General features: G+C 74.5%; 27 protein-coding genes. 6 read left to right on the forward strand and 21 right to left on the reverse strand.

All coding sequences use genetic code 11. The features are described 5' to 3' along the window. Positions 1–185: 185 nt before the first annotated feature. Together ACFVFR_RS20260 and ACFVFR_RS20265 are read left to right on the forward strand one after the other, a co-directional pair. Positions 186–1112 carry a phosphatidylinositol-specific phospholipase C domain-containing protein gene (locus ACFVFR_RS20260; protein WP_383703541.1) on the forward strand — a complete coding sequence of 309 codons (927 nt, stop codon included), beginning with the start codon at positions 186–188 and terminating at the stop codon, positions 1110–1112. Positions 1113–1351: 239 nt separating this feature from the next. Further along, positions 1352–1909, forward strand: a complete 558-nt coding sequence (locus tag ACFVFR_RS20265; protein WP_383703543.1) for an RDD family protein — start codon at positions 1352–1354, stop codon at positions 1907–1909. A gap of 176 nt (positions 1910–2085) precedes the next feature. Here the strand turns inward: ACFVFR_RS20265 and ACFVFR_RS20270 are convergent, their stop codons facing one another. Beyond that, the gene (locus tag ACFVFR_RS20270) at positions 2086–3270 is read right to left on the reverse strand and encodes a glycine C-acetyltransferase (RefSeq protein WP_383703545.1); all 1185 of its coding nucleotides are present in this window, start codon (positions 3268–3270) and stop codon (positions 2086–2088) included. Between the two features lie 82 nt (positions 3271–3352). Continuing rightward, complete coding sequence (tdh, locus tag ACFVFR_RS20275) at positions 3353–4393, reverse strand: L-threonine 3-dehydrogenase (protein WP_383703547.1); 1041 nt, start codon at positions 4391–4393, stop codon at positions 3353–3355. Between the two features lie 95 nt (positions 4394–4488). On the opposite strand from tdh, the gene ACFVFR_RS20280 reads away from it, so the two are divergent. After that, on the forward strand, positions 4489–5400 hold the full coding sequence (locus ACFVFR_RS20280) for a LysR family transcriptional regulator (RefSeq protein WP_383703549.1): 912 nt from the start codon (positions 4489–4491) through the stop codon (positions 5398–5400). Between the two features lie 71 nt (positions 5401–5471). On the opposite strand, the gene ACFVFR_RS20285 is transcribed toward ACFVFR_RS20280, so the two are convergent. From ACFVFR_RS20285 to ACFVFR_RS20325, 9 genes are all read right to left on the reverse strand, one after another. After that, positions 5472–5819, reverse strand: a complete 348-nt coding sequence (locus ACFVFR_RS20285) for a gas vesicle protein K (RefSeq protein ID WP_383703552.1) — start codon at positions 5817–5819, stop codon at positions 5472–5474. Between the two features lie 73 nt (positions 5820–5892). After that, positions 5893–6111, reverse strand: a complete 219-nt coding sequence (locus ACFVFR_RS20290; protein ID WP_383703554.1) for a gas vesicle protein — start codon at positions 6109–6111, stop codon at positions 5893–5895. Further along, positions 6101–6985: a GvpL/GvpF family gas vesicle protein gene (locus ACFVFR_RS20295; RefSeq protein ID WP_383703556.1), complete on the reverse strand. Its 885-nt coding sequence runs from the start codon at positions 6983–6985 to the stop codon at positions 6101–6103. The genes ACFVFR_RS20290 and ACFVFR_RS20295 overlap by 11 nt, the downstream gene beginning before the upstream one ends. Next, a complete protein-coding gene (locus tag ACFVFR_RS20300) occupies positions 6985–7449 on the reverse strand; it encodes a gas vesicle protein (protein ID WP_383703558.1) in 465 nt (154 codons plus the stop codon). Before ACFVFR_RS20300 ends, ACFVFR_RS20295 begins: the two co-directional genes overlap by 1 nt. Before the next feature lie 75 nt (positions 7450–7524). Beyond that, a complete protein-coding gene (locus ACFVFR_RS20305) occupies positions 7525–7785 on the reverse strand; it encodes a gas vesicle protein GvpG (RefSeq protein WP_383703560.1) in 261 nt (86 codons plus the stop codon). Between the two features lie 91 nt (positions 7786–7876). Next, entirely contained in the window at positions 7877–8590 is a 714-nt protein-coding gene (locus ACFVFR_RS20310) for a GvpL/GvpF family gas vesicle protein (protein WP_383703562.1), read from the reverse strand. A gap of 4 nt (positions 8591–8594) precedes the next feature. Then, positions 8595–9038, reverse strand: coding sequence for a gas vesicle protein GvpJ (gene gvpJ / locus ACFVFR_RS20315; RefSeq protein ID WP_383703564.1), 444 nt, complete (start codon positions 9036–9038; stop codon positions 8595–8597). Between the two features lie 102 nt (positions 9039–9140). After that, on the reverse strand, positions 9141–9425 hold the full coding sequence (locus ACFVFR_RS20320) for a gas vesicle protein (RefSeq protein ID WP_383703566.1): 285 nt from the start codon (positions 9423–9425) through the stop codon (positions 9141–9143). A gap of 969 nt (positions 9426–10394) precedes the next feature. Next, complete coding sequence (locus ACFVFR_RS20325) at positions 10395–11354, reverse strand: helix-turn-helix domain-containing protein (protein WP_383703658.1); 960 nt, start codon at positions 11352–11354, stop codon at positions 10395–10397. A gap of 475 nt (positions 11355–11829) precedes the next feature. Here ACFVFR_RS20325 and ACFVFR_RS20330 point away from each other — a divergent pair, with 475 nt between their 5' ends. Further along, positions 11830–12231, forward strand: a complete 402-nt coding sequence (locus tag ACFVFR_RS20330; protein WP_383703660.1) for a cupin domain-containing protein — start codon at positions 11830–11832, stop codon at positions 12229–12231. Positions 12232–12384: 153 nt separating this feature from the next. Here ACFVFR_RS20330 and ACFVFR_RS20335 read toward each other — a convergent pair whose 3' ends face one another. Both ACFVFR_RS20335 and ACFVFR_RS20340 read right to left on the reverse strand, forming a co-directional pair. Beyond that, positions 12385–13245: a SigB/SigF/SigG family RNA polymerase sigma factor gene (locus ACFVFR_RS20335; RefSeq protein WP_383703568.1), complete on the reverse strand. Its 861-nt coding sequence runs from the start codon at positions 13243–13245 to the stop codon at positions 12385–12387. Between the two features lie 385 nt (positions 13246–13630). After that, on the reverse strand, positions 13631–14260 hold the full coding sequence (locus ACFVFR_RS20340) for an alpha-ketoglutarate-dependent dioxygenase AlkB (RefSeq protein ID WP_383703570.1): 630 nt from the start codon (positions 14258–14260) through the stop codon (positions 13631–13633). Between the two features lie 208 nt (positions 14261–14468). Between ACFVFR_RS20340 and ACFVFR_RS20345 the strand changes: the two genes are divergently transcribed. Further along, the gene (locus ACFVFR_RS20345) at positions 14469–17102 is read left to right on the forward strand and encodes a SpoIIE family protein phosphatase (protein ID WP_383703662.1); all 2634 of its coding nucleotides are present in this window, start codon (positions 14469–14471) and stop codon (positions 17100–17102) included. Between the two features lie 48 nt (positions 17103–17150). On the opposite strand, the gene ACFVFR_RS20350 is transcribed toward ACFVFR_RS20345, so the two are convergent. The 5 genes from ACFVFR_RS20350 to ACFVFR_RS20370 all read right to left on the reverse strand — a co-directional run bounded on the left by ACFVFR_RS20350 (position 17151) and on the right by ACFVFR_RS20370 (position 22774). Next, positions 17151–17744, reverse strand: a complete 594-nt coding sequence (locus tag ACFVFR_RS20350; protein ID WP_383703572.1) for a hypothetical protein — start codon at positions 17742–17744, stop codon at positions 17151–17153. Beyond that, the gene (locus ACFVFR_RS20355; RefSeq protein WP_383703574.1) at positions 17741–18802 is read right to left on the reverse strand and encodes an AAA family ATPase; all 1062 of its coding nucleotides are present in this window, start codon (positions 18800–18802) and stop codon (positions 17741–17743) included. The genes ACFVFR_RS20350 and ACFVFR_RS20355 overlap by 4 nt, the downstream gene beginning before the upstream one ends. Positions 18803–19055: 253 nt before the next feature. Next, positions 19056–21458, reverse strand: a complete 2403-nt coding sequence (locus ACFVFR_RS20360; protein WP_383703576.1) for a hypothetical protein — start codon at positions 21456–21458, stop codon at positions 19056–19058. 191 nt (positions 21459–21649) lie between these two features. Beyond that, positions 21650–22126 carry a MarR family winged helix-turn-helix transcriptional regulator gene (locus ACFVFR_RS20365; RefSeq protein WP_383703578.1) on the reverse strand — a complete coding sequence of 159 codons (477 nt, stop codon included), beginning with the start codon at positions 22124–22126 and terminating at the stop codon, positions 21650–21652. 258 nt (positions 22127–22384) lie between these two features. Next, entirely contained in the window at positions 22385–22774 is a 390-nt protein-coding gene (locus ACFVFR_RS20370) for a VOC family protein (RefSeq protein WP_383703580.1), read from the reverse strand. A gap of 375 nt (positions 22775–23149) precedes the next feature. On the opposite strand from ACFVFR_RS20370, the gene ACFVFR_RS20375 reads away from it, so the two are divergent. Then, positions 23150–23995 carry a glycoside hydrolase family 19 protein gene (locus ACFVFR_RS20375; protein WP_383703663.1) on the forward strand — a complete coding sequence of 282 codons (846 nt, stop codon included), beginning with the start codon at positions 23150–23152 and terminating at the stop codon, positions 23993–23995. Positions 23996–24115: 120 nt separating this feature from the next. On the opposite strand, the gene ACFVFR_RS20380 is transcribed toward ACFVFR_RS20375, so the two are convergent. The 3 genes from ACFVFR_RS20380 to ACFVFR_RS20390 are packed head-to-tail and all read right to left on the reverse strand — an operon-like array spanning position 24116 to position 26430. Then, positions 24116–24781 (reverse strand): alpha-ketoglutarate-dependent dioxygenase AlkB family protein, encoded by a 666-nt coding sequence (locus ACFVFR_RS20380; protein WP_383703582.1) that lies wholly within the window; start codon positions 24779–24781, stop codon positions 24116–24118. Between the two features lie 13 nt (positions 24782–24794). Further along, complete coding sequence (locus tag ACFVFR_RS20385) at positions 24795–25925, reverse strand: Ada metal-binding domain-containing protein (protein WP_383703584.1); 1131 nt, start codon at positions 25923–25925, stop codon at positions 24795–24797. Continuing rightward, positions 25918–26430, reverse strand: a complete 513-nt coding sequence (locus ACFVFR_RS20390) for a methylated-DNA--[protein]-cysteine S-methyltransferase (RefSeq protein WP_383703586.1) — start codon at positions 26428–26430, stop codon at positions 25918–25920. The genes ACFVFR_RS20385 and ACFVFR_RS20390 overlap by 8 nt, the downstream gene beginning before the upstream one ends. Between the last annotated feature and the right edge of the window lie 112 nt (positions 26431–26542).

The raw sequence follows: 26542 nt of genomic DNA on the forward strand, positions 1-26542 counted from the left end.
CCGGTTTCACGCCATGCCGCCGCGGCGGACACACGGGCCGTACGGGGGCAAGTCCGTCACGAATGCGGGGCGGGCCGGGTGCGGAGCGCGAGTGGCTCCCGTGCCGTGGGCCCGGAGCTGTTACCGTGCGGCGCGTCTTTCCGCACGACCTGACGGGCCCTCATGCGGCCACGAGAGGACGCGAGATGAGCGTGGACCGGCGCGGTTTCCTGTTCGGCGCGGCGACCGTCACCGCGGGCGGGCTCCTGGGGTACGCGGGCGGGCACCCGGCCGCCGCGCGCGGGGGGCTGAGCGCTGCCCCCACCGCGCCCCGACCGGCCCGGGACTGGCTCGCCGGACTCGCCGACGACACCCCCGTGGCCCGCCTGAGCCTGCCCGGGACGCGCCACTCGGCCGTACGTCTGGGCGGCGCCCAGATCGCCTGCCAGCGCCGCACCGTCGCCGAACAACTGGACCTGGGCATCCGCTTCCTGGACGTGGGCTGCCGCAGCGCCCACTCGGCCCTCGCCGTCCACCACGGCGCGCTCTCCCAGCGGCTGCTGTTCGGCGGCGTGCTGCTGGCCTGCGAGGCGTTCGTGCGGGCCCACCCCTCCGAGACCGTGCTGCTGCGTCTGCGGCAGGAGTACTCGACCGTCCCCGACGCCGAGTTCCGCCGCGTCTTCGACCTCTACGGGGCGGGCTTCCGGCGGCTGCTGCGCCTGGACGCGACGCCGTCCACGCTCGGTCAGGCCCGTGGCCGCGTCGTCCTCCTCGCCGACCAGCCCGGGCTGCCCGGCCTTCCCTACCGCGACACCGCGCTCGTCGACGTCCAGGACGACACGAGCGCGGCGCCGGCCGCGAAGTACCAGAAGGTGGAGCGTCACCTGCGCCGGGCCGCCGCCCAGCCGGGCAAGCTCCACGTCAACTACGTCGGCACCGCCGCCCACGGCACCCCGAGGGCCAACGCCAGGTACCTCAACCCCCGGGTGCGCCGCTTCCTGACCGGCCCGCACGGCCGTCACCTGACCGGGCTCGGCGTGGTCGCCATGGACTTCCCCGACGCGACGCCTGGCCTCGTCCAGACCGTCATCGCGCACAACACGCGGGCGAGCGTCCCGCACCCGGCCTCGTAGGCGGCACGCGCCGCCCGGGACGGGGTGCCGCACGTTCCCGCGCGCGAGCGGGCGCCGGCGTCGGTGCCGTACGGGGCGGGGTGCGACGGAGCGAACGGCCGCGACCGGGAACCGTGGGAAGCGTCGAAGGGCGTCCGCCGGTGAACATTTCACGAGGCCCTACGGTCACGTGGCGTACTCAAGCGATCGACTGTGCGTCGCTGAGCTCCTGCCCCGGAGCCCCGCGCTAGCTTGCGCGCATGGACGATGCCGCCCCCACCGCGCCCGCCCCCCTCCTCCCGCGGCCGGTCCCCGTCGACCAGGACTGGCTGCCCCGCCGCCCGTGGCCGGCGTGGATCAGGATCTACCCGACCCAGCCGGGCGAGCCGCACCCGGCGGACCTGCCCGAGCGGCTCAGCGCCTACCTCGTGGACATCCTCGCCTTCGGCCTGCTGACCTTCCTGACGGCGCTGCCGAGCCTGTTCGTCGACCGACTGCCCGCCGCCCCCGTCGCGGCGCTGGCCGCCGTCGCTCTCCTGCTGTGCTACTCGCCGCTGACCACCGCGCGGTGGGGCGGCTCACCCGGCAAGCTGCTGTTCGGGCTGCGCGTCGCCCGGGAGCAGGACGGGGCCGCCCTCCCGTACCGGCTGGCCCTGGGCCGGCACCTGACGCATGTGGGCATGGTCGTGCTCTGCGGCCTGGACCAGCTCTGGTTCCTGTGGGACGAGCCGTGCCAGCAGTGCCTGCACGACGCGGCGACCGGCACCGTCGTCGTCCGCACCGAGCCGCCGCGCGCCTGGGTGCCCGGCTCGCCGTAACGCCCGCCGGCCGCGCGCCCGGCACACCCCAGCGCGCGCCCCGAGCCCGTCAGCCGCGCGTCCCGGGCCCGTGGCGTGCGAAGAGCCCCGGCCGTCAGACGGCCGGGGCTCTTCGGATGTCCGGGCCGCGCGGGCCGGCGGGGGACCGGTTCGCGCGGCGCCGGTGGCTCGCGCTACTAGCTCACGGCCACCGCGTCGCGGACCTCGCGGAAGGCGGCCACCGCGCGGTGGACGTCCTCGGTGGAGTGCGCCGCCGAGAGCTGGACGCGGATGCGGGCCTTGCCCTTGGGCACGACCGGGTAGGAGAAGGCGATCACGTAGATGCCGCGCTCCAGCAGGGCGGCGGCCATCTGTGCGGCCAGCGACGCGTCCCCGACCATCACCGGGGTGATGGCGTGCTCGCCGGGCAGTACGTCGAAGCCCGCCGCCGACATCTCCGAGCGGAACAGCGCGGTGTTCGCGCGCAGCCGCTGCCGCCGGTCGGCGGAGGCCGCCAGCAGGTCGAGGACCTTCAGCGAGGCGCCGACGATGGAGGGCGCCAGCGAGTTGGAGAACAGGTACGGGCGCGAGCGCTGGCGCAGCAGCTCGACGATCTCGGCGCGGGCGGCCACGTAGCCGCCGCTGGCCCCGCCGAGCGCCTTGCCCAGGGTGCCGGTGACGATGTCCACCCGCTCCCGCACGCCGAACAGCTCCGGAGTGCCGCCGCCGTTCTCGCCGACGAAGCCCACCGCGTGCGAGTCGTCCACCATGACCATCGCGCCGTAGCGCTCGGCCAGGTCGCAGATCTCGTCCAACGGCGCGATGTAGCCGTCCATGGAGAAGACACCGTCGGTCACGACCAGCGTGCGACGCGCCCCGGACGCCTCCTTCAGGCAGCGCTCCAGGTCGGCGAGGTCGCGGTTGCGGTAGCGGAAGCGGGCCGCCTTGGAGAGCCGGATGCCGTCGATGATGCTGGCGTGGTTGAGCTCGTCGGAGATCACCGCGTCGGCGTCGGAGAGCAGCGTCTCGAAGACGCCGCCGTTGGCGTCGAAGCACGAGCTGTAGAGGATCGTGTCCTCGGTGCCGAGGAACTCGGAGATCCGCCGCTCCAGCTCCTTGTGCGGCGTCTGGGTGCCGCAGATGAAGCGCACCGACGCCATGCCGAAGCCCCACTCGTCCAGGGCCTGCTGGGCCGCGGCGACCACCTCGGGGTGGTCGGCGAGGTCGAGGTAGTTGTTGGAGCAGAAGTTGACGACCGAGGCGTCGCCAACGCGGACGCTCGCGGACTGCGGGCTGGAGATCACACGCTCGGACTTGTACAGGCCGGCGTCGCGGATCTCCTCCAACTCGGCACGCAGATCCTGGCGCACGCTGTCGAACACGGGGGCTCCTTCGGGACGGGTCGGTGGTTCGCGGTCGGGGCCGGGCCGGCACTTCCGCGCGGCGTGCGGCCCGGGCAGCGGGTCAGGGAAGGGCGGGGCGGGTCCAGTCGATGATGACCTTGCCGCACTCGCCGGAGCGCGCGGTGGCGAACGCCTGGGCGTGTTGCTCGAAGCCGAACCGGTGGGTGATCACGGGCGAGATGTCCAGGCCGTTCTGGAGCAGGACCGACATCGCGTACCACGTCTCGAACATCTCCCGGCCGTAGATGCCGCGCAACGTCAGCATGCGCGTCACCACCGTGGCCATGTCCAGCGCGACCTCCTCGGCGGGCAGGCCGAGGACGGCGATCCGGCCGCCGGGGCTCATCGTGGCGATCATGTCGCGCAGCGCGTCCGCGCGGCCCGACATCTCCAGGCCGACGTCGAAACCCTCGCTCATGTCGAGGTCGGGCATCACGCCGGCGACGGAGTGCTGGCTGACGTCCAGGCTGACAGTGGCGCCCATCTTGCGCGCGAGGTCCAGGCGGTACGCGCTGACGTCGGTGATCACCACGTTGCGCGCGCCCGCGTGGTGGGCGATGGCCGCGGCCATCATGCCGATCGGGCCCGCGCCGGTGACCAGCACGTCCTCACCGAGCACGGGGAAGGACAGCGCCGTGTGCACGGCGTTGCCGAACGGGTCGAAGATCGCGGCCACGTCCAGGTCGACCGCGTGCCGGTGCACCCAGACGTTGGACGCGGGCAGCACCACGTACTCGGCGAACGCGCCGTCGGTGTGCACGCCCAGGCCGATCGTGCGGATACACAGGTGGCGCCGGCCGGCCATGCAGTTGCGGCACTTCCCGCACACCAGGTGGCCCTCGCCGCTGACGGTGTCGCCCGGCGCCACGTCCGCGACGCCGTCGCCGACCGCCACGACCTCGCCGACGAACTCGTGCCCGATGACCAACGGTGCGCGCACGGTGCGCGCCGCCCAGTCGTCCCAGGCCGCGATGTGCAGGTCGGTGCCGCAGATCCCGGTGCGCAGCACCCGGATGAGCACCTGCCCCGCTTCGGCCCGTGGGGTGGGCACCTCGGTCAGTTCGATGCCGGGCTCGGCGGCGGTCTTCACCAATGCCTTCATGGGCGCCCACTGTGCTGCGCCCACGCTGTGAAGTCCATCGGCATTTTCCCAGGTCACCTGTGAAGCTCGGCTTCACAGCGTGTCATACTGCCGTCATGATCGACCCCCGTAGGCTGCGCGTGCTGCGCGCCCTCGCAGATCACGGCACCGTCACCGCCGCCGCGCAGGCGCTCTACCTCTCGCCGTCCGCGGTCTCCCAGCAACTGGCCGCACTGGAGAGCGAGGTGGGCCACGCACTCCTGGAGCGGCGTGGCCGGGCCGTGCGGTTGACGGCGACCGGCACCGTGCTGGCCGCCCACGCCACCAAGATCGCCGCACAGCTCGAACGCGCCGAGGCCGACGTGGCCGCCTGCGTCGCAGGCGTGACCGGCGAGGTCACCGTGGCCGCCTTCGCCACCGCGATCACCGAGGTCGTCGCCCCCACCCTGGTCGCCCTGCGCGAACTGGCCCCCGGCGTACGGGTGCGGGTCAAGGACGCGGAGGGGCGGGAGTGCCACCGGCTGCTGATAGCCGGCGAGGCCGACGTCGCGGTGGCCGTGGAGGACCGCGAGACACTGGGCCGCTGGGACGAGCGCATGCTGCGCGAGCCGCTGTACGCCGAGCCGTTCGACGTCGTGCTGCCACCGGACCACCCCCGGGCCGAGGCGCCGGACGTGGAACTGGCCGCCCTGGCCGGCGACCCGTGGATCACCCCCTGGCCGGGCAACCCGGTCCACGACGCCGTGGTCCTGGCCTGCCAGGAGGCCCGCTTCCAACCCCGGGTGGCCTCCCTGTCGGACGACTTCCGGGCGGTGTGCGCACTGGTCGCCGTCGGCGCCGGGGTCGCGCTGGTCCCCAGGTCCGCGCTGCCCGGCGCCGTGGCCGACGGCGCGGTGGTACGCCCCGTGCGCGGCCGGGGCCCCACCCGCAAGGTGTTCACGGCCGTCCGCGCGGGCACCGAACACCACCCGCTGCTGCGCCAGGCACTGGCCGGACTACGCGAGCGGGCCGCGGCACTGCCCGTGTGAGGCGCCGCCCGTCTCCGCTGTCGGCCTCCCGTCCCGCTGGCCAGCCGGGCAGCACGCGGCGGGGTGCGGGCTCACTCGCGGGGCAGCAGCGAGCCGAGTGGCCCCAGGTCCAGGTTGAGGTCGGCCGGCGTCAGGTCGTAGCGCTCGCACAGTTCGCTCATCCGTTCCTCCAGCGCGAGCAGCGTGCGGCCCACCCGCTCCTCCTGCTCCTCGCTGAGGTCGCCCTGGTCGACCCGGTGCAGGGCGCTGCGCTCCATGAGCTGGCGCACCAGCTCCACCAGGGTGAGCACCAGGCGGGTCAGGTCCCGCTGCGCGGTTTCCGGCTCGGTGGCCAGTCGTCGCGCCGGCGCCGTGGGCGCGGTACCGGGCGGGGGAGCGGCGTCGGGTGGGCCCGGCGGCCGGGGGTGGGAAGAGGTCACGGGGGTGTCTCCTTTCGCTGGGGCGCCGACCGCCTCCGGACGCGCCGGCCCGGGGTCGAGCGGGGTCGAGGAGCTACCAGGGGGCCGGGTTCCGCTGGGTGATCGAGCGGATCACCGCCCGCAGGTTCACGTGCACCAGGTCCACGTCGGCCACGGAGATCACCAGGTCCCCGGTGATGACGGCACCCCCGGTCAGGAGGCGGTCGAGCAGGTCGATCAGTGCGACCTGTCGCCCGGCCAGGGCGTCGGCCTCGGGCGTGGCCAGCCCTCCTCCGGACGCTTCACCGGTCACGGCCCGCCTCCTGGTCCAGGCCCGGTTCCAGCTCGCCGCCGGGCGGAGTGGCGAAGGAGTACGGAGCCCACGGGCCGGTCACCGTCACCCGGACGCCGTCCGCGTGGGCCACGGCCTCGTGTACGGCCCGGTGGAAGTCGTCGGTGTGCCGCGCCGCCACCAGGTAGGCGTCGTTGGCTAGGTTCTCCCCCCTCTCCGTCACCAGATCGCCCTGCTGGGGTCGATGGGCCACCCCGTCGGCCGCCCAGGCGTCGGCCGCCGCCCGGACCCGGGCGGTGACCTCGCGCGCCGCGCGGTCGGCCGTCCGTCGCGTCTCCCGCTCCGCCCGGCGCCGCCGCAGGTAGGCGCGCCCGAGCCCCTCGGCCCCGGCCTCCCGGTCGCCGTCGCCGGCGGGCCGCGCCGGCGGGGCGCCGCTCCCGCGGTCGGCGTACACCTTGACGCCCCACTCCGCGTGCCCGGCCAGCCGGTCCAGCAGGCCACGCAGCGCCGGGCCGTTCTCCCGGAGCATCCCGGCGACCCGGGGCGCGTCCCGGTAGACGGTCCCCAGGCGCAGGGGCAGCACGGTGGTCAGCGCGCTGGCGGCCAGCACCAGGTCGTGGTGCGACCTGGCGATCACCGACAGCCGCTCCAGGTCGCCCAGCTGGCCGCGCAGTCCCGCCTCGCTGAACGCGTCCGGCGAGACCGCGCACACCAGCGCCGCGAGGCCCTGCGCGCACACGGTGCGTACCCGTGCCCCGTCCAGCCCCGGCACGTCGGCCACGGCGGCGGCGAGTCCGGGCAGGTCGCGGCCGACGGCGTACACGTAGCAGGGGCCGCCCTCACCCGCCGTGGGGCGCGCCTCGCGGGTGGGCGCGGTGGTGGTCGGTTCGCTCATCACGGGCTCCCTTCGTCGTGGGCGGCGTGCGGCGACGCGGTGCTCGGCTCGCTCGTCGCGTGGGCGCGCAGGCGGTCCAGTTCGGCTCGCAGGCGCGCGTTCTCCTCGGCCAGTTCGCCCTGGAGTGGCGCGGTGGGCCGACCCGGCCCGTCGCGCGGCGCGGTCTCGGCGGGCGTGAGTGCCTCGGGCTCCGCGGCGGGGCGTTGGGCCAGGGAGGAGAGCGAGGGGTCACGCTCCCACCAGTCGATGCCCATCTCCTTCGCCTTGTCCACCGAGGCGACGACGAGCCGGAGCTTGATCGTCAACAGTTCGATGTCCAGCAAATTGATCTGGATGTCGCCGGCGATGACCACGCCCTTGTCCAGGACGCGTTCCAGGATGTCGGCCAGGTTCGCGGACGTGTCCTGGCCCCGGGACGCGAGACCGGTGGCGAGCCCCGGCCGGCTGGCGAGCGGATCGGACATGAAGCGGGCGCCTCCTCGCGTGGAAGGGTGTGTGTTTCAGGGAGAGGGGGCGGGCCCCCGGGACGTCGGTGTGCGCTAGGGCTCCGAGCCTCCGAGGTGGCGCTGGCGGTACTCCAGCCACTCCAACCGGTCGAGCAGCTCGTCCTCCTGTCGGTCGAACTCCCGCTCGTCGACGTCTCCGGCCTCGTACGCGGCGACCAGCGCGCGCAGTTGGGCCCGCACCGGCTCGGGGTCGTACGCCTCGCGCTCGGCCGCGGTCACCACCTGGTCCACCACCCAGGCGGTGCCCCGCAGCGGGGCGAAGGGCAACGTCAGGAGCCCGGTCACCAGTCCCACGGCCGTCTCTCCTCTCCTCCCGGGGCCACCGGGCCCGGGGTGTGCCTGGCCCGGTGGCCCGTCCGGTGCCGGCGCGTCATCCGACGCCCCCTCACACGAAGCTGTAGGGCGGCAGGGGCCCGTGCAGGCTCAGCGCGTAGCCGGCCCCCCGCCGTTGGGTCTCCTCGTCCACCGCCTGCGCGAACGCCTCCGCCTGGTCCCGTTTGACCAGGAAGGACACGTTGAGGAAGTGGCTCGGGGTGGCCGTCGCCACGCGGTGTCCGAGCCCGTGCGGGGCCAGACTGGCCACGACGCTTTCGGTCACCTCCTCCTCGCGCTCGCGCACCTCGTGGGCGATGAGCTCGCCCAGGCGCAGCCGCTCGGTGTGGGCCTGGGGCCGCTCGCGTGTCACCTCGTTGAGCCGTTGGATCTCCGGCGAGGCGGCGACGATCTCACGGAGCATGTCGCCCTCGTCGCGGGCGACCTTCACGTGGTACTCGACGCATCCGGCGATCTCCCCGAGTCGCTGGCCGTACTCGTCCCGCCGCTCCCGCAGCACCGACAGCACCTGCTCGTCGTCCGGGCCGACCAGGCCGAACCGCATCGGCAGGGCGGTGCCCTCGTCGAGCAGTCGACTGAGCACACTCTGATGGGCGATCAGGTCCCGGCGCTTGGCCCGCAGGTCTCCGGGGGCGTCGCTGACGACCGCGCCCAGCTCGTCGGTGCGCAGGACGCGCAGCTCGCCCGCGGGTTCGCCGACCCCGTGCAGCCCCTCAAGCCGCAGCGGGTGGTCGATCGGCGTGATGGCGTACACGTACGTCGACATGGCTCTACTCCTCCCGCGCCGCCGAACGGCGGCCGCCGCTGGTCTTCTTGCTCTCCGCCTCCGCTGCCTCCTGCGTGTCGTCGCTCTTGCGACCGCGCGTCAGGGTCTGCCCCACGGCCTCGACCGCGCCGGTCAGCGCGCCCTTGGACTTGCCCTTGGCGCCACTCTCGGTGGCCTCTCCGACGATGTCGGTGAGCTGGGTGGGGGCCTTGCGCCCGGACTCCAGGTCAAGCCGGTTGCACGCCTCGGCGAACCGCAGGTAGGTGTCGACGCTGGCGACCACCACCCGTACGTCCACCTTGAGGATCTCGATGCCCACCAGCGAGACCCGTACGAACGCGTCGATGACAAGGCCCCGGTCCAGGATCAGCTCCAGGACGTCGTACAACGTTCCCGAGCCGCCTCCCTGGGCCGGCGCGGCTGTCGGGGCCTGTGACAAGGCAGCCATGATGGCTCCTTTCTTCTCGGTTCCTCTCGGTTCTGCTCTCTTCCGGCTCTCTCGTGTGCCGTTCGGTCTCGGTGCGTCGGTGGCCGGGCCACCGGCGGAGCCTCAGCGGTCGAGTTGTCCGCGGGCGTAGCGGCGGGTGCGCTCGTAGCCCAGGAGGCGTCCCTCGGGGTCGAGTTCGACCCGGTAGGAGGCCAGGATGCTGGTGGTCTCGGGTACCCGGTCCACCTCCACCACCTCGACCTGGGCCAGCCAACCGGTGTCGGTGGCCCGCAGGGTGGAGACCGCGGCCGGCTCGGTGCCCAGCAGCTCGCCCAGTTGTCGGGCGGCGCCGCGCATGGCCTCGGGCGCGCCGATCCGGGCGCTGTGGTCGTCGGTGCTTCTCGCCATTCCCGCTCCCTGTCTCTCGTTCGCCGACGGGGCCACCCGCCACCGTGTGATGGTCAGGCGAGTGCCCGGAAGGGGGGAACGTATGCGCGATCGGCGAACCGGCGGTGTCGAACCGAACGGCCACGGTGTCGTGTTGGCGGCCGGGGAGGGGGCCTCGCGAGGTCCCCTCCGGTGGCTGTCCCCGCACCGCCCTCGCCGCGACGCGCACCGGACCCAGGCGCGCACCGCCACCGGCTGGGGCCGACCGCCTACCAGGACCACTGGGGCGCCCGGACGCGCGTCCAGGCACAGGGTGGGGCCCGGCGCGCGGACCGAACGCGGGGGAGCGCGCCCCACGCGCCAGCCTGCCGGGCGAGGGTCTCGATCCGGGCGGGGCCACCAGCGCACTGGTCAACTCGTCGACGGTGCGGGCCGATGCCGAGCCGGCTCGCCCGCGCCCGCCGGTGGCAGGTCGGCGGCCGTCGCGTACCCGCCCTCGCCCCCGCGCACCGGCCGGCGCGTGCGGGTGGTGCACCTGGTTCTCCCCCGGGCCGAGGGCCACCGACGCCGCCTCCCCCCTCGGCTGGGAGCGGTCCGTCAGCGGGGGGCACATCTGGCCGCTGGCCGGGTCGGTACGCGGCGGCCAACCCCGCCGCGTACCGCTCGATCAGCCGCCCGCCCGCTCACCGCGTCGCGCGCCCGCGAGGCGAAAGACGGCCGACAGGAAGGAGCGCGCGACCCCCTCCAGGCCGTCCGACCTGGCGTCGAGCGTTGGCCCGCCCCGGCAGCCGGTAGGGGGCCAAGCCGGGGCTCGCGTACGGCACCGGCGCCGCCAACAGGCGATCGGCCATGGCCTCCCGGTGCGGCCGGGTCCCACCGGTGTAGGGGGAGCGCGCGAGGTCGACGGGCGGGCACGCCGGGCACGGCGCGGACATGCGCCCCCCTTTCGCGGCGGGAGCGGCTGGCGCGCGGGCGTGGGCGGCGGGCCGGCTAGCGCCCGCCGGCGAGGGGGGCCGCGTCAGGCGTGTCGGGCGCGGCGCGCGGACCGGGGACGGCGGGGCCGAAGCGCTGCCGGTACGCGGCGGGGCTCAGCCCCGTCGCGCGGCGCAGCCGGTCCCGCAGGTTGGCGCCGGTCCCCAGGCCGCTGAGCCGGGCGACACGGTCCAGGCTCGGCTCGCCACGTTCGATCAACCGGCAGGCCAGGGCGACGCGTTCGGCGGTGAGCCAGCTCAGTGGCGTGGTGCCGAGTTGGGCCTGGAACCAGCGGTGCAGCGTCGCCTGGCTGACGGCCGCGCGCGTGGCCAGGTCCGCCACCGTCAGCGGTTCGTCCAGGTGGGCACGCGCCCAGTCGAGCACCGGCGCGAGCCCCGCCTGAGGGGCGGGCGGCACCGGCAGCTCCACGAACTGCCGCTGGCCGCCGTCGCGGTGGGCCGCGAACACCAGCCGCCGGCTGACCGCGTTGGCGACCCGGGCGCCGTGGTCGCGGCGGATCAGGTGCAGGCCCAGATCGAGGGCGGCGGCGCTGCCCGCCGCGGTGAGCACGTCCCCCTCGTCCACGTAGAGCACGTCGGGCTCCCACCGCACCGCCGGAAAGCGGGCGGCGAACGACTCCACCCACCGCCAGTGGGTGGTGGCCCGCCGGCCGTCCAGCACGCCCGCCGAGGCCAATGTGGCGGCGCCGGTGCACAGACTGACCAGGCGCGCCCCGCGCGCCGCCGCCCGCCGTACGACGGCGAGGACCTCGGCGGCGGGCGGGACGTCCGGATCGGGCCGGTTGGGCACCACCAGGGTGTCCGCCGCGTCGGCCGCGTCCAGCCCGGCTACGTCGGACAGGGTGAAGAAGCCGGCGTGCATGCGCAGGGTGGGAGTGGCCGCGCACAGCGTGAACTCGTACCAGGGAATGCCGAGTTCGGGCCGGCGCAGTCCGAACAGCTCGGTCATCACCCCCATCTCGAAGGGGTTGGAGCCCTCGTCGACGATCACCGTCACCCGGTGCGGGCGCCCGCCGCCCGGCCCGGCCCCAGGCCCACCGCCGGTCCTCTCGCCGCGGGGGCCGGGTCCCTGGTCGCGGCCGTGCGCGGTGGGTCCGTCCGCGCTTCGGGGCCCCGGGAAGCGCTCGGCCCGCGCGGGACCGGCGCCCCGGCGCGCGCCCACGGGCACCTCGTGACGGGCGGGACTCTCCCCGTGAGGAGGCGCCTCGCGAGGGGCGGGCCCTTGCCCGTGAGCGGGCTGGTGCGAGAATCCTTGCGGCATACGCGATTTCTAGCACTCCCGGAGCGTGGTGTCACCGGCGCACGATGGACTGGTGAACGATGAAACCCAGCACGCCACACCGCCCCGCCCCGACCAGCGCGACTCGTCCGGCACGCGCCCGGGCGGCGCGCCGGCCTCCGCGCCCGACGGGGCGGCCGGACCGCTTGAGCCGGTGGACCTCCGGGCCGCGTTGGCCACCTTCGAGACGCCGTGGAGCCCGCGCATCGTGACCCGGGTCAACGACTACGACGTCCGCGTCGCCAAGATGCGGGGCGACTACATCTGGCACCTGCACGCCGACACCGACGAGCTCTTCCTCGTCGTCGAGGGCGAGCTGCGGATCGGCCTGCGCGACGGCCCGGCGACCACGCCCGGCGGCCCGGCGGGCGAACGGGAGGTCACCCTGCCCGTCGGATCGGTGTTCGTGGTGCCACGCGGCGTCGAGCACCGGCCCTCGTCCGAGCGAGGTGCCTCGGTCCTGCTCTTCGAGCCCACCGGCACGCTGACCGTGGGCGACCGGCACGACCCGGTACCGGAGCACGTGGACGTCACCACGGGACACACCCTGGGCTGACCGGTCCACGGGAGGCACCCCGCCCCGTCCCCGCCCCGTCAGCGGGCCGCGCCGGCGGGCCGGGGGTCGGCACGACCGGGCCCGCCGGCGCGCGCCGGGGCGGCGGGCCGCGCGGGGCCGTGCCGTGATGGGGGAACGGTGCGGCCCGGGCGGTCAGGCCGGTGCCTCGGGTGCGCCGTCCACGGGGGTGGGGGCGGACCCGGGGCGCCGGGGCCGCTCGGCCATCACCTGGTCGCACACCTCGGAGCAGGTGCGGTTGATCAGGCGCGAGACGTGCATCTGCGATATGCCGAGCTGTTCGGCGATCCGGCTCTGCGTCATGTCGCAGAAGAACCGCAAGTACAGGATGCGCCGCTCCCGTTCGGGCAACCGGCTCAGCTGGGGCCGCACCGCCTCGCGGTCGACGACCTGGTCGAAGCCGGGCTCCGGGTCGGCGAGCGTGTCGACCAGGGAGTAGCCGTCGTCGGTGCCGGCCAGCTCGGCGTCCAGCGACAGCGCCGCGTAGCTGTCCAGGGCCTGCATGCCCAGGCGTACGTCGGCGGTGCTGAGTCCGGTGTGCTCGGCGATCTGCGCCACGGCCGGAATCCGGTCCTCCAGGGTGGGGGACAGCTCGCGGCAGGCGGCGCGCACCTGGTTCCGCAGCTCCTGGACCCGGCGCGGCACGTGCAGCTCCCACATGTGGTCGCGGAAGTGTCGCTTGACCTCGCCGACGACGGTCGGCACGGCGAAGCTCTCGAAGGCGATCCCGCGCGTCGGGTCGTACCGCAACACCGCCTTGACCAGGCCGAGGGCCGCCACCTGACGCAGATCCTCCAACGCCTCGCCACGGTTGCGGAACTGCCGGGCCAGCCGGTCGGCCATCGGTATCCAGGCCACCACGATGCGCGCGCGCAGGGCGTCCTTCTCCGGCCCGTCCTCCAGGACGGACAGCCGACGGAAGTCGGCGGCGGTGTCGGGCGCGTCGTCGTGCGGATGTTTGGCCGAACGCGTGGCGTGTACTCGTGCAGTCGTCATGGAAAACAGCTCCCGGGGCGGCGGGCGGTGGTCCGCCGGGGCGGTAGGTATCCGCTCGACACGGTGCGGGGAGCGGACGTGAGCGCCCTCGCGCCGCGTGCTGTCGGTTCCTGGCACGGTGTTCACTTGCCCGCCGGGCCGGGACACGGCGCCCTCTGAGGGGTCACACATCTCCTCGAACCTGGATCAAGCAGGCACCTCCACCGTAATCACTTCCCCGGCGGCACGCATCAGGCGAGCGAAGCGGCCCCGCTCGTACGCCGCCGGCGGCCCTCACCGGCGCGCGGGGCGGACTCCGCGCCCGACACTCCGTACCCGTACCGACGCCGCGCGGACGACGCCGCCCGCCGAGGCGGCCTCCCCGGCAGCGCCGGCGGTCGGGCGGTCAGGCGACGCCACGCGGGCGGAACTGCACGCTGACGCGCGGGCCCGTGGCCCGGCGCGACTTCGGCACGGCGTGGTCCCAGGTGCGCTGGCAGCTTCCGCCCATCACGATCAGGTCGCCGTGCCCCAGCGCCCAGCGCGAGGCCGGCCCGCCACCCCCGCGCGGGCGCAACAGCAGGGCGCGCGGCTGCCCGACGGAGACGATCGCGACCATCGTGTCCCGGGTCGCGCCCCGCCCGATCCGGTCGCCGTGCCAGGCGACGCTGTCCCGCCCGTCCCGGTAGAAGCACAGCCCGGCGCTCACGAAGGGCTCGCCGAGTTCGGCCGCGTAGTGCGCGCTCAGCGCCTCGCGAGCGCGGTCGAGCACGGGGTGCGGCAGCGCCTCGCCGGCCCGGTAGGAGGCCAGCAGCCGGGGCACCTCGACGGTGCGCTCGTACATCCGGCGGCGCTCCGCGTGCCAGGGCACGGTCCGCGCCAGGTGGGCGAAGAGCGCGTCCGCGCCGGTCAGCCAGCCGGGCAGGACGTCCACCCACGCCCCGTGCGCCAGCGCGGTACGGCGCGTCGCGCGCAGGGAACGCAGCCCGATCTCCTCCGTCGCGTCCAGGAGCGAGCCCTGTAGGGAAACCGTCATGCGGTCAAGGATACCCACCTAATAGAACAGGTGCTCGAACGGATGGCTGAGGAGGTGCCGCGTAAAGGCCGAATTTTCGGGAAACACACCGGTCGCCCTGCCCTCGCATCGATGCCAGCATGTGCTCATGGGTCGTTCCCGGTTCCCGTCGGCCTCCACCGCCACCGGTCGACGCCCCTCCCGCCGTGCTCGTCCCCGTACGCGTTCGCTGCTGAGCGTGCGCAGCATCGCCGGCCAGATCCTCCTGCTCCAGGTGCTCATCGTCCTGCTGATCGTGGCCACCGGCGTCGCGGCCCTGGTGCTCCAGGCCCGACGCGACGACGAGGACGAGGCGCGCCGCCGTACGCTGGCCGTGGCCCAGGCGTTCGCCAACGCCCCCGGCACCCTGGAGGCCCTGCGCTCGGCCGACCCCTCCGCCGCGCTCCAGCCGCGCGCCGAGGCGGCCCGAAGGGGCGCGGACGTCGACTTCGTCGTCGTCATGCGCCCCGACGGCACGCGCTACACCCACCCCGAGCCCGACCGGATCGGGCGGAAGTTCGTCGGCGAGATCGGCCCCGCCCAGCGCGGGGAGCCGAGCACCGAGACCGTCCACGGCACCATCGGCCAGGTCGTCCAGGCGGTGGTGCCCGTCACCGACCGCGCGGGCACGGTGGTCGGCCTGGTCTCCGCGGGGCTGCGGACCACGCGGGTGCGCGAGTCGCTCCGCGACGAGCTGCCCATCCTGCTCGGCGGCGGCGCGGCCGGGCTGGCCGTGGCGTTGGGCACCAGCGTGTTGGCCGGCCGGCGGCTGCGCCGCCAGACGCGGGGCCTGGACCCCGCGCGGCTGGCCCGCATGTACGAGCACCACGACGCGGTGCTGCACGCGGTCCGCGAGGGCGTGCTCATCGTCAGCGGCGACCGGCTGTTGCTGCTCGCCAACGACGAGGCGCGCCGCCTGCTGGATCTGCCCGCCGATGCCGAGGGGCGCCCCGTGACCGCGCTCGGCCTCGACGCCCCGCTGGCCGACGTGCTGGCCTCGGGGCGCGCCACCAGCGACGAGGTGATCCGCGCGGGAGAGCGGCTGCTGGCCGTGAACAACCGCCCCACCGACCGGTACGGCGGCCCGCCCGGCACCGTGGCCACCCTGCGCGACACCACTGAACTGCACACCCTCACGGGCCGGGCCGAGGCCGCGCGCACCCGCCTGCGGCTGCTGTACGACGCGGGCGTGGCGGTGGGCACCACGTTGGACGTGCGGCGTACGGCGGAGGAGCTCGCCGAGGTCACGGCCGGCCGGTTCGCCGACTTCACCAGCGTCGACATCGTCGAGGCGGTGACGCGCGGCGAGGAGCCGCCGGTGGTCGGCGTGAGCCAGATGCGCCGCGCGGCGGTCTCCGGCGACCGCGCGAACCACCCCCTGTACCCGGTCGACCAGCTCATCGACTTCGCCCCCGCCACGCCCCAGGCCCGCTGCGTGGCCGAACGACGCGCGATCCTGGTGCCCCGGCTGGGCGCCGCACCCGACTGGCAGGCCCAGGACCCGCCGTGGGCCAGGCGCGTCCTCGACCACGGGGTGCACTCGCTGATCACGGTCGCGCTGCGGGCCCGAGGCGGCGTACTGGGCGTCGCCACCTTCTGGCGCGCGGGCGACTCGTCACCCTTCGACGAGGACGACGTGGTGCTCGCCGAGGAACTGGTGGCGCACGCGGCCGTCTGTCTGGACAACGCCCGCCGCTACACCCGCGAGCACGCCATGGCCGTCACCCTCCAGCAGAGCCTGCTGCCCCGTGGGCTACCCGAGCAGAACGCCCTGGACGTGGCCTACCGCTACCTGCTGGCGCGCTCCGGGGTCGGCGGCGACTGGTTCGACGTGATCCCGCTGCCCGGGGCGCGCGTCGCGCTCGTGGTGGGCGACGTCGTCGGACACGGGCTGCACGCGGCGGCCACCATGGGCCGGCTGCGTACCGCCGTGCACAACTTCTCCTCGCTCGACCTGCCCCCCGACGAACTCCTGGGCCATCTGGACGAGTTGGTCAGCCACATCGACCAGGGCGCGGGCGACGCCGCCACCGTCACCGGCGCGACCTGCCTGTACGCCATCTACGACCCCGTCGAGTGCCGGTGCGTCATGGCCCGCGCCGGCCACCCGCCGCCCCTGCTGGTCCACCCGGACGGCGCGGTGGAGGTCCCCGACGTGCCCGCCGGGCTGCCGTTGGGCGTCACCGGCCTGCCCTTCGAGGTCGCCGACATCGCGGTGCCGCCCGGCAGCCGCCTGGTGCTGTACACCAACGGGCTCGTCACCCACGGCGGGCGTGACCTCGACGCCGGCATCGAGCAGCTCGCCGACGCCCTGCGCGGCGCCGACCGCACGCCACGGGAGACCTGTCAGAGCGTGCTGGACGCGCTGCTCGGCGAACACCCCGACGACGACGTGGCGCTCATCGTCGCCCGCACCCGCGCGGTGCCCCCGGACCGGGTCGCCACCTGGGAGGTGCCCAGCGACCCCGCCGCGGTGGCCGACGTGCGTGCCAGGGTCAGCCGCCAGCTCGCCGTGTGGCGGGTCGGCGAGGAGGCGTTCACCACCGAGCTGATCCTGAGTGAGCTGATCACCAACGCCATCCGCTACACCACGGGCCCCATCCGTGTCCGCCTCATCCGCGACACCGGCCTGATCTGCGAGGTCGCCGACACCAGCAGCACCGCCCCCCACCTGCGCTACGCCGCCACCACCGACGAGGGCGGGCGCGGCCTGTTCCTGGTCGCCCAGTTCGCGGACCGCTGGGGCACCCGCTACACGCCCACCGGCAAGGTCATCTGGACTGAGCAGGCCCTGCCCCACCCGGCGCCGAGCCAGGATTCCTGAGGCACTGCCGCCCGCCGGGCCGGGCCCGGGCTCGCGGCGGCACCCCCCTCACGCCGGCGGCTCGTCCGCGCTCTGGCCCTCTTCCGCGTGCTGCGCGGCGGGCGGGTGCGAGCGTCCCCGAAAGGCCGAGCCCTTGGTGACGCTGGAATCCACTCGCTCAAGGATGCGGTCGACGACCCGTTGCGGGTCCTTCCACTTCATGGCCAGCCGGTCGTGGTCCATCCCGTGCTCGGAGACGATGTCCCGAAGCTGCTCGATGCCGAGTTCCGTAAGGCGCGCGCGCAGACCCGGCTCGCCGGACTCGGCGAAGACGGCGAACGGGTCGATGACGCCGGGGGTGCGCCGGTGGGGGCGCCTCCTGCGCTCGGTCGGTGGCGTCGCCGTGACCGGTTCGCTCTGGGCCAGCGCCTTGTTGAGCGCCCTGGAGAAGCGGGTGGTGCGCGCGGCCTCGGCCGCGACCACGCCCAGGACGCGCGCGAGCCGCCCCGCCAGGTCCGGGTCGGACTCGCCGAGCTTCAGGATGGCCTCGCCCGCCTGCCGCACGTCCGCGCGCAGGGAGGCGTTGTCGCTGTGCCCCGGCCCGCTGTCGCCGGGACCGGGATCGGTCGCGGCGTGGGGCTGACTGGCGTCGTGGTCGGTCATCCCTTCTCCTCAACCAACGCGATGAACTCCTGCGTCATCGAGCGGAACGCGTCGTACTCGCCCTGGTACCCGTATTTCTGCCGCAGGGTGCCACGACCGACGAAATCGGCGGAACCGGCGATCCTGTCCCGCTCGGGGATGTGGGTCGCGAGCACGGTCGGGAGCTCGCTGTCGCTCTTGAGCCGCGCGACGGTGGTCCGGTGCACGGGGGAGTTCACCTTGTACTTCGTGACCACGATGCCCACTTCGGTGATCGTCTCCCCGATGCCGTCCGCGTAGGCGAGCACGCGCCGCTGGATCTGCGGGATTCCGTAGGTCGACAGTACGTCGGGAATGGTGGGAATGATGTAACCGTGGGAGATCCGCAGGCCGTTCAGGGTGACGATGCCGAGGTTGGGAGGGCAGTCCACCAGCACGTAGTCGTAGTCGTCGAAGATCTTGCGGACCGCCTTGCGTAGCAGGTCGGTCGGGTTGTTGGAGTAGAACGGCCCCGACGACATGGACGCCAGCCGGTCCTGGACGTCGATCAGGTCGAGCGACGAGGGAAGGAGGTCGACCTTGCGGACCGCCTCGACGGACGAGACGTTTCGCTGCAGCGTCTTCTGTAAGTCGAACTCCGGGGCCTCGTCCTCGGAGCGCAGCGCGTCACGGAACAGGGTCGCCAGCGTGTGACCGTTGTCGTTGAGACGCTTCCACCTCTGCTCGCCGATGAGAACCGTCGTCAGGTTGGTCTGCGGGTCCAGGTCGATCACCAGGACTCTCTTGTCGAACTCCGCGGAGAGGAACTCCGCGAGCGCGGCCGTGGTGGTGGTCTTGCCCACGCCGCCCTTCAGGTTGATGGTCGAGATGATGTGGGTCACGCGCTTCTTCCTTCGCTTGAGATAGTGGCGGATCTGGCTCGCGCGAAAGACGGGCCCGCTGCGCAGGTCCGCGAGGGGGGCCGGGAAACGCCTGTCGCGCGTGCGCCAGTTCGCGACGACCGTCCGACTGACTCCGGCCATCTCCGCCACCTCGAACAGGCCGACGAGCTGGTCACCCGGCTCGGATGCGTCCGGCAAGGCACCTCCCGTGCACGCTGTTCACGATCGACGGCCAAGTGTGAAGGGCGTTCACAACACCTGTCAAACCCCAACTAGTGTGTGCAGTAAGGGAGTTGTGTACGTGTCCGAGGCGTGGGGCACCCGGCCTCGGCGTGAGCCCGGGCACCGCTCCCGGGCCCGGTGCCCGCGCCCGTGACCGGCACGGCGAAGGCCCCACGACGCGCGAGCGGGTACGTGTCGCGCGCGCCGTGGGGCCGGGGGAGGGGTGTCGCTAGCGGGTTCGTACCGCCACTGTGCCGGAGACGCTCATCGGCTGCCGGGTGCCGTCGGCCTCCCGGGCGGTCAGCGTCCAGCGGTAGGCGCCCGTGGGCACCTTGCCGCCGCCGGAGGTGCCGTCCCATCGCACGCCCAGGGGGCCGCGCGCGTCCGTGCCGGTGAACTCGCGTACCACCGCGCCCCCCGGAGTCCGGCGCACCGTCAGCTTCCACTGGGCGACGGGGCGCGAGAGGTGCCAGGACGCCTTCCAGAGGTTGCCGGCGCGGGCGTCCAGCACGCCCGGCGTGGACCTGGTGATCACCGCGAGCGGCGAGGTGCGGACCTGCGGCCACCTGATCGCCACGTCGCCGTGCGCGTCCAGGTAGGCGAGGGCGCCGCTGAAGCGGTCCACGGCCCAGAACCGGCCGCGCCGGTCCTGGGGCGCGTGCAACGGCGCGGGCAGGTCGGCCAGTTCGTGGGTGCCGACCTGGTCGGCGGGGACCGCCTCGGGGAGGTAGGTGATGCGCAGCGTACGAGTCGCGTCGTCCTGGCTGACCAGGTACCCGTCGGCGAGCTGGGCGTAGCCGGTGGGGACGCGGGTGGTGCGGCGGGTGCTCTGGTCGTACACGCCGGCGTCGCGGCCGGGCCCGCAGGACCAGTAGATCCAGCGGCCCACGACCTGGAGGTCGGCCAGGTCGGCGGGGGCGCAGGTGGCCCCCACGGGCTGGGTGCCGGTCACCTTCAGGGAGGGCAGTGCCGTCGAGGTCACCGCGCCCCGCGTCGTGGCCGGGGTCCACAGCGTGCTGCCCCACAGCGCGGCTGGCCGCGGCGCCGACGACGCCAGGACCGTGGTGCCGGCGCGGACCTCCTGCCGCGTGGCGTGCGGGCGCACCACCTGGTAGGTGCCAAAGGCCGCGACGACGGCCCGTGTCCCGTACCCCTCGTGCGCGGCCGCACCCTGGCCGGTGCCCGTCAGCCGCAAGCAGTCGCCGTAACACACCTGGTGGTAGCCGCTGGAGCCGGGGTCGCCGGAGTCGTCGCCGGGCACCCAGTAACCCAGGTCGCCCTCGTCCCGTGGCGGGCTGGCGGTCAGCTTGCCGTCCGGGGCCAGTGACAGGGTGGAGGCGAAGAGCGAGGTGCCGGCGTAGGCGTCGGTGGCGCGCGGGTCCTCGCCGGCGACCAGTACCCGGCCCTGGTCGACGGCGAGCCCGCCCACCTCCCAGGCCGACAGCGGCGGCAGCGCGGTGCGTACGGCTACGGACGGGGCGCCGTCGGTGCCGGCCGTGATCCGACGCAGGGCCCAGTCCCGCGCGTCGGCGCCGCCCTCGACCAGCAGACTGCCGTCGGCCGCGGAGACGATCGGGCCGCGCGAGCGCGGCAGCAACGTGCGCGCCGGCCCGCCCGCCAGCGGTACCGCGCGCACCGGGCGACCCGTGTCGGTGGGGCTCACGTAGACCAACCAGTCGCCGGCGGCACCCGTTTCGGTGTGGAAGCCGGTGGCCCCGTCCAGCGTGCTGATCAGTGTTCCCGGGCGCGTGGGCTGGCGCCGGTCGACGACGTAGGCGCCGGCGACGTCGAACTTCCTGGTCAGCGCGAGAAAGACGACCTTGTCGGGGGTCAGTCGCGGATACTCCAGGAGGCCGAGGTCCCCGGCGGGCAGCAGGGTGACCCGGGCGCTGGCGAAGTCGAGCAGGCCGGTGCGGTAGGCGCCGCCGCCCACCGGTTTGTACCAGAACGCGGCCCCCTGGTCGTCGGAGGCCGTCGTGTAGAGGAAGGGGCCCATGTCGTCGGGCAGGCCGGTGACGGGTCGGTCCACCACCCGGCCGCCGCCCGTGGGCACCTCCAGCAGGCGCAGGGTGTTCCTGCCGGCCTCCTCGCGCAGCGTGACCAGCCGGTTCCGGGCGAACACCTCGGTGGCGGTGTCCGTGTCGGGCACGTCCACGGTCACCACGTCGCCGCTCGCGTAGTGCCGGATGCGCCGGTCCTGACCGTCCGCCACCCGCTCCAGGCCGTACCCCCCGTTGTACGCCGCCGCGCTGGGCAGGTCCTCGACCGTGCCGCCGCCGTCGCGTACCCAGGTCACCCGCTCGCTCGCGGAGTTCGGTCGCGCGGAGGACAGGAAGCCCGTCCCGTCGGCGGTGAGCGCGCCGGCCGCCCGGGGCAGTGCCATGCGCGCGCCGGGCAGTGTGGTGGACGGCATCTCCGGGGCCTCACCCGCACGGCCGGCGGCCGTCGCGGGCACGCTCGTGCCGGCCAGCCCGGCGCCGAGCGCCGCCAGCGCGAGGGCGACGGCGGCGATCCGGCGCCCGCCGACGCCGCCGCGCCCGGCCGTCGCCTTCGGCCGGGCCCCGCGCCCACGGCCCGTGCCGTCCCCCGTGCCGGTGATGGGTCTCGCGGACTGTCCCAGTCTTCGTGGCACCCGATTCTCCTCCGTCGTGCCTGGTGGATCTCCTGTCCGTGAGACCGGCGAGGTGCGAGGGGGGTTGTGGGCGCGACGGCCCGCGAAGGGGGATACGTCCGTCCGTGGGGAGCAGGCCGCCGTGCGGACAGTCTGCCGTGGCCGTCCGTTCACTCACGGGGGGCGCCGCGCCCGGGGCGGGGCCCGTGGCGTCAGGCGGCTCGGTGCCGCGCCTCCTCCAGATAGCCGTGGACGAGCGTGTGGGCGCGCCGGAAGAAGTCGCCGAGCACGGCGAGTTCGGCGGGGGAGTAGTCGGCGTAGAGCGCGGCGAGGCGTCCGTTGAGTGGCTCGTAGGCCGCGTAGACCCGGGTGAGGGCGGCGGGTTCCGCGATGACGCGTACCCGGCGCCGGTCCGAGGGGTCGTCCTGACGTGCGACGAAGCCCGCGCGTTCGAGCCGGTTGAGGATGCCGGTGACCGCGCCGCTGGTCACCTGGGCCCGCTCGGCCAGCTCCCCGGCGGTCAGCGGTTCGACCCCCGCCTCCAGGACGTACAGGAAACAGGTCAGGTCGGCGGGGTTGAGCCCGAGCCGGCGCGCGATCTCCTGCTGGGCGAGATGGCTGGTGCCGACGAAGCGGTCCATGGCCCGCTGGGCCTCCCGCGTGCTCGTCGCGGGATGGGTGCCTTCCAACCGCCAGCTCCTTAGCCTCTCCCCACCGGGTTCGTCACCGGGCTCGGCGGGCGAGCCGTCCCGCCGCCGACCCTACCGGCGCGGCCCGGCCCGGCCCCCGGCAGAAACGCGGGCGTGCACACGCGCGGCGGACGCGGGGCACACCATCGCCGGTAGGCCGGTAGGCCGGTACGGGGCCCGCCGGCCGACGGCGGGGCGTGGTCGCCGAAGGGCGTGGTGGGTGGTGGTGGCCGGCGCGGGCCCGGCGGCCCGCGCGGCTCAGGCGTCCTGCGGGTACCAGCGCAGCTCCACCGTGTTGCCGTCCGGGTCGGCCACGTACAGGGACTGGGCCGCGCCCCGGGCGCCGAACCGCTCGCCGGGACCGGCGAGGACCGTGAACCGACCCGAGTCGATGACCTGCTGCCAGTCCAGCGGCTCGACGACCAGGCAGATGTGGTCCACGTTGGTGCCCCGCACGGCGGTCTCGTCGCGGCGCACGAGGTCGATGATGCTCGTCGGGCTGATCCGCACCGAGGGGAAGGGGGCCGTGCCCGCCCGCCACTCGTCGACGCGTACCGGCGTCAGACCCAGCGGCCCGCAGTAGAAGGCGAGGGAGCGCTCGATGTCGTCGACGGTCAGAACGAGATGGTCAAAGGCGATCACGTGCATGAGCTACTCCGGGGCGGTGCGGTCGGTGCGAGATGACAGGCGCGCGGGCGCTCGCGGTGCGGTGCGCGAGTGCGGCGCCCGGTGTCGGGGCGCGCGGCCTCTCCCGGCCCATCATGCCCCGCGCCGCCCCGACGTGATCATCCGCCACCACCCGCCCGACCGTTCGCGGTCGCGACGCCCGACGGTCTCCGTCGCTCGGACGGCGGCGCCGTCGGGGCCGGTCCGAGGACGATCGGGACCTCATTTTGGTCTAGACCTTGACAGGTTCAGGGCGATTCGATTTGGTTCCCTCACCCCCAGGAGCCATCGGACCCCCGCTGGCCGCGCGAAGGAGTAAGCCCCTTGAGACAACGCCTGCTCGCCCTGCTCGCGGCGATGGCCTCGGCTGTCGCGCTCGCCCTCTTCCTCCCAGGAACGACCGCTTCCGCCGCGACGACCTGCGCCGCGAGCTGGACCTCCGGCGCCGTCTACACCGGCGGCAACACGGTCTCGTACAACGGACACAACTGGTCGGCCAAGTGGTGGACCCAGAACGAGAAGCCCGGCTCGTCCGACGTCTGGTCCGACAAGGGTGCCTGCGGCGATGACGGGCAGCCCCAGGAGGGCTTTGTGGTCAGTGAGGCCCAGTTCAACCAGATGTTCCCGAACCGGAACACCTTCTACACCTACCGCGGGCTCACCGACGCGCTGAGCGCCTACCCAGCCTTCGCCAACACCGGCAGCGAGACCGTCAAGCGCCGCGAGGCGGCGGCCTTCCTGGCCAACGTCAGCCACGAGACGGGCGGCCTGGTCCACATCGTCGAGCAGAACCAGGCGAACTACCCGCACTACTGCGACCGGAACCAGCCCTACGGCTGCCCCGCCGGCCAGGACGCGTACTACGGCCGTGGCCCCATCCAGTTGAGCTGGAACTTCAACTACAAGGCGGCCGGCGACGCGCTCGGCATCGACCTGCTGCGTAACCCGTGGCTGGTGGAGCGGGACCCGGCCGTGGCGTGGAAGACCGCCCTGTGGTACTGGAACACCCAGTCCGGCCCCGGCACCATGACCCCGCACAACGCCATGGTCAACGGCGCCGGCTTCGGCGAGACCATCCGGTCCATCAACGGCACCCTGGAGTGCAACGGCGGCAACCCGAACCAGGTGCAGAGCCGGATCAACGCCTACCAGCGCTTCACGCAGGTCCTGGGCACCACGCCCGGCGACAAGCTGAGCTGCTGACACTCCCCTGACGGCCCCGGCCGGCGCGTCACCCCCCGTGCCGGCCGGGGCCCCGCCCGTCCACGCGACGCGCCCGACCTGTCGCCCCGCGCCCGGCCCGCTCGCCGTGGCGGGTCCCCGCTACCGCCCGTCGCGGAACCCGGTGACGCGCAGCGTGATGTTCAGCCGCCCCGTGGCCAGACCGACGGCCGGGTCGGCGGTGCCGGGATGAATCCGGGGTACGCCGTGGAAGGCGAAGCGGGAGGGCCCGCCGAAGACGAACAGGTCCCCCGAGTGCAGTTCCACATCGGTGTACGGGCGCGTGCGTGTCCGCGTGTTGCCGAACCGGAAGACTGCCGTGTCGCCGAGGCTCAGCGAGACGACGGGCGCGCTGGAGCGCTCGTCCTGGTCCTGGTGCATGCCCATCGTGGCCGACGCGTCGTAGAAGTTGATGATCGCCGTGTCCGGCGTGTAGTCGGCCCCGGCCGCCGGGTCCTGGTACGCGTCGGCCACCGCCCGCCGCCCCCACTCCACCAGCCACGCCGGTAACGGGGCCACCCGCCGGCCGTTGACGTCGTTCGCGGTGCGGGTGTACGTGTACGGCTGCCAGTGCCAGCCCAGACAGACGGCCAGCACGGACATGGCCCCGCCGCGCGGCAGCCGGGTGTGCCGCATCGGGACCGGGCCCGTCGCCCAGCGGCGACAGGACTCCACCAAGGCGCGCTGCTCGGCGATCGGGAGCCAGTCGGGCACGTGCACGGCACCCGGGGCGGGGGTGGTGCGGGACCGGGGGAGCAGGGTGTTCACGGCCGGGCCTTTCTCACGGACGGGACCGGGGCGGCGCGAACGTGATCCAGCCCCGGCGGACCTCCCAGTGTCCGCCATCGGGACAGGCCCCGCGCAGCCCCTCCACCGCCCGCGCCCCGGCCAGCGCGACGGCCTCGGGTGTGCCGAGCGAGGCGAGCGCGTAGGTGCGTTCGGCGGACCACGCGGTACTGCGCCGCAGCCGGCGCGCCATCCCCGCCCAGCCGGCCGGGGCGCCGCACACCACCCAGGCGTCCGGTGGTCCGGCGGTCAACCGCCGCGCCTGCCGTAGCCAGGAGGCCGCCTCCTCGGGCCAGTCGACCACCTCCAGTACGCTCCGCGCGACCTCGCCCGCGCCCCGGCCGAGCCCGGCCCCTCCCGGGAGTGGCGGGCCCTGGCCACACCACGCGGCGGCGACCGCGCGGGCCGCGGCGCGCGACGCGTCATCGCGCCCGTGACCGATGCTCAGGGTCCGCGCCGGCACGCGACGGCTCGTCAACAGGTCGAGAAGTGCGGCGAGTTCGAGGTCGGTATGTGGTGCGGGGAGGGCGGGGGCGACTCCGGCGCGCGGCCGGCGCCCCCGGTCACCGGAGGACGGCGAAGGGGCGTCGGGCCCGCTCCTCGTCAGGGCGGCCCGGCTCCCGCCCAGGGGCGCGTGGCCACCGCTCCCGTCGTACGACACCGGGGCCGCGCCGCTCGGCCTCGCGTCCGGTTCCGCTTCCGGCACAGGTCCTCCCCTCGGTTCGGTACTCCTCGCCCGCCCCGTCGCCCGGAGCGCGGACCCTCGCGCGGTCGGCGCGATCGACCCCGCCCACGCCCCGGCCGTCCCCGCGCCGTGTGCGGGGCGCGCCCTCCAGCGCGCGTACTCCGTGGGCAGGCACACGGCGCACGGCCGGTAGCCGGCCGCGCGCGCCGTGGCCGCGTCGGCGAAGAAGACGCGCTGCGCGCGGTAGCCGCCACGGGCGAGCGCGCGCAGGGCGCTGGGGCAGTCGAGCCGCCCGTACAGCCGCCCCGCGCGATGCCCGCCGAGCGCGCCCGGCACGGCGCTCGGGTAGCGCCGCCCGGCCCGGTCGAGCAGCGTGTACCGCACCGCCGGGCGCTCCGCCGACACCGGGATCCGGTCGCCGGCCGTGCCCGGCTCAGCCACGGCGCGCGGGCAGCGCGCCCTCGTGCGCCAGCAGCGCCGCCTTGCGGTCCACCCCGCCCGCGTAACCGGTCAACGCGCCGTTCGCGCCGATCACCCGGTGGCACGGGCGCAGGATGAGCAGCGGGTTGGCGCCGATGGCGGTGCCGACCGCGCGCACCGCGCCCCTCGGAGCGCCGATCTGTTCGGCGACGCGCCCGTAGGTCGTGGTGGTGCCATGGGGGATGGTCTCCAACGCCGCCCAGACCCGCCGCCGGAACGCCGAGCCGCCGGCCGTGTACGCCAGGTCGAAGTCCGTGCGCTCGCCGGCGAAGTACGCCCGCACCTGCGCCACCGCCCCGGCCAGCGCCGCCGGGTCGGCCCGCCACTCCGGCCGCACCCGTGGCGCGTCGCGCTGCCCCGTCATCGACAGCGAGGTCACGGTGAGGCCACCGGCGACATCCGGGGCCTCCTCGCCTGTCATCAGCAGCTCTCCCAGGGGGCTGTCGATGGTCGTGTAGACCGTCATCGGCCGATCCCTCCTCCGTCTCTCGTGGCTGGTGCTGGTAACCAGCCTGCGCCACGTCAGCGGCCCCGTCTGGCGGGATTCGGACGCCGCGCTGACGGGGGCCGGCGGGCCG

This window comes from Streptomyces sp. NPDC057702 (assembly GCF_042799315.1).
In the GTDB taxonomy this organism is placed as follows: Bacteria; Actinomycetota; Actinomycetes; order Streptomycetales; family Streptomycetaceae; genus Streptomyces.